1 pseudogene is annotated in these 2,832 nt (G+C 73.5%); it reads right to left on the bottom strand.

Annotated elements, in window-relative coordinates:
- Positions 1-2,744 (bottom strand): annotated as a pseudogene (locus AXW62_RS08740) (type I polyketide synthase); the annotation flags it as partial.
- Positions 2,745-2,832 lie beyond the last annotated feature (88 nt).

Here is a 2,832-nt window from a genome sequence, read left to right as displayed (position 1 = left end):
TCACCGGCCGCGTCCTCGATCAGCTCGGCCACGTCTTCGCCCGTGGCCAGCGCGTCCAGGCCCGCGAGGAACGCCTCACGGTCGGCGGTGACGAGCGCGGCGCGCCGTTCCAGCGCGGTGCGGCTGGTGGCGAGCGAGAAGGCGAGGTCGGTCGCGCTCAGCTCGGGGTGGGTGCGCAGATGGGTGGCCAGCTGTGCGGCCTGGGCGCGCAGCGCCTGCCCGTCCTTGGCCGACAGCAGCCACGGCAGCGCGGCGAGGTCACGCGGTTCGGGCTCCTCGGCCGGGGCGGCGGGGAGGGCCGGGGCCTGTTCGAGGATGGTGTGGGCGTTGGTGCCGCTGAGTCCGAAGGACGACACGCCCGCGCGGCGCGGACGGCCGGTCTCCGGCCACTCGACCTGCTCGGTCAGCAGCGCGACCGCACCCGACGACCAGTCCACATGCGGCGACGGCTCATCCACATGCAACGTCTGCGGCAACACCCCGTGCCGCATCGCCAGCACCATCTTGATGATGCCCGCGACACCGGCCGCCGCCTGCGTATGACCGATGTTGGACTTGATGGACCCCAGCCACAACGGCCGATCCCCGTCCCGCTCCTGACCGTACGTGGCCAGCAGCGCCTGCGCCTCGATCGGGTCACCCAGCGTCGTCCCCGTACCGTGCGCCTCGACCACATCGACATCACCGGCGGACAGCCCCGCACTGACCAGCGCCTGCCGGATCACCCGCTGCTGCGACGGACCATTCGGCGCCGTCAGACCGTTGGACGCACCATCCTGATTGATCGCGCTACCCCGCACGACCGCCAACACCGGATGACCGTTGCGCCGCGCGTCCGACAGCCGCTCCACCAGCAGCATGCCCACGCCCTCGCCCCAGCCGGTGCCATCCGCACCCGCCGCGAACGCCTTGATCCGGCCGTCCTCCGCGAGTCCGCGCTGACGGCTGAAGTCCACGAACGCCTCCGGCGTGGACATCACCGTGACACCGCCCGCGAGCGCTATCGTGCACTCGCCCGCGCGCAGCGCCTGCACCGCCATGTGCAGGGCCACCAGCGACGACGAGCACGCCGTGTCGACGGTGACCGCCGGGCCCTCGAGACCGAAGGTGTAGGCGACGCGTCCCGACACCACGCTCGCCGCGTTGCCCGTGCCGAGGTGGCCCTCCAGGCCCTCGGGCGGGGTGGCGACCAGAGAGGCGTAGTCCTGGCCGTTGGTGCCCGCGAAGACACCGGTACGGCTGCCACGCAGGGTGGCCGGGTCGATGCCCGCGCGCTCGAACGCCTCCCACGAGGTCTCCAGCAGCAGCCGCTGCTGCGGGTCCATCGCCAGCGCCTCACGCGGCGAGATCCCGAAGAACGACGCGTCGAAGTCCGCGACGTCGTACAGGAAACCACCCTCACGCGCGTACGACGTCCCCTGACGATCCGGATCGGGGTCGTACAACCCCGCCAGATCCCAGCCACGGTCGGACGGGAACGCGGCGATCGCGTCCCCACCCGCCGTCAACAACTCCCACAACTCCTCCGGCGACCGCACCCCACCCGGGAAACGGCAGCTCATCGACACGATCGCGATCGGATCGTCATCGACGGCCGCAACGGGGGCGCCGGTCGGGTCGGCCACGGGCCCGGCGCCCAGCAGTTCGGCGCGCAGGTGGTCGGCGAGGGCGGTGGCGTTCGGGTAGTCGTAGATGAGCGTGGCGGCCAGCCGCAGGCCGGTCGCCGCGTTCAGCCGGTTGCGCAGCTCGATCGCGGCCAGCGAGTCGAAGCCCAGCTCCTTGAACGCCCGCCCCGCCTCGACCGCCTCGGCCCCGTCATGCCCCAGCACCGACGCGACCTGCGCCCGCACCAGCTCCAGCAGCGCACGGTCCTGTTCGGCCCTCGGCAGACCGCTCAGGCGCGCGCCGAGGGGGGACGCGGAGTCGGCGTCGGTGACGACCTGTCCGGTGTCGGCGCCGGTCGCGGCGCGCGGTCCGGCCTCCGGCAGGTCGGCGATCAGCGGGCTCGGCCGTACGGCGGTGAGGGTACGGGCGTAGTGCTCCCAGTCGATGTCGGCGACCGTCACGGCGGTGTCATCGAGGTCCAGCGCCTGCCGCAGCGCGGCGACGGCGGACTCGGGCGCCATCGGCGGCATGCCCTCGCGGCGCATGCGCCGCTCCATGGCGTCGTCACCGGCCATGCCGGAGTCGGCCCACGGACCCCAGGCGATCGAGGTGGCGGGCAACCCCTCGGCCCGCCGCCGCTCGGCCAGCGCGTCGAGGTAGGCGTTGGCCGCCGCGTAGTTGCCCTGCCCGGCCGCGCCCACCGACCCGGTGATCGAGGAGAAGAGCACGAACGCCGAAAGGTCCAGGTCACGGGTCAACTCGTCCAGATGGCGGGCGGCGTCCGCCTTCGCCCTGAGCACCGGGGCGAACCGCTCGGGCGTGAGCGAGTCCAGTACGCCGTCGTCGAGGACACCGGCCGCGTGGATGACGGCGGTCAGCGGAAGCTCCGCCGGAAGCCCGGCCAGCAGCTCGGCGAGCGCCTCCCGGTCCGCCACATCACACGCCGCGACCGTCACCCGGGCACCCGACGCCACCAACTCGTCCCGCAGCTCCGCCGCGCCCGGCGCCGCCAGCCCCCGGCGGCTGGTCAGCACCACATGCTCGGCACCGTTCGCCACCAGCCAGCGGGCCACCTGCGCACCCAGCGCACCCGTACCACCCGTCACCAGCACCGACCCGGCCCCCGGCACCCACGACTCGCCCGAGGCCGAGGCCGACTCCGCGGCAGCGGCCGATACCGACGCCGAGGCAGAGGCAGAGGCCGAGGCGGACGCCCGTATCAGCCGG

This window comes from Streptomyces hygroscopicus subsp. hygroscopicus, from assembly GCF_001553455.1.
Classification (GTDB): Bacteria; Actinomycetota; Actinomycetes; order Streptomycetales; family Streptomycetaceae; genus Streptomyces; species Streptomyces hygroscopicus.
Note: the sequence above shows the minus strand (reverse complement) of the source record. Positions and strands in the feature narration are given on the sequence as shown.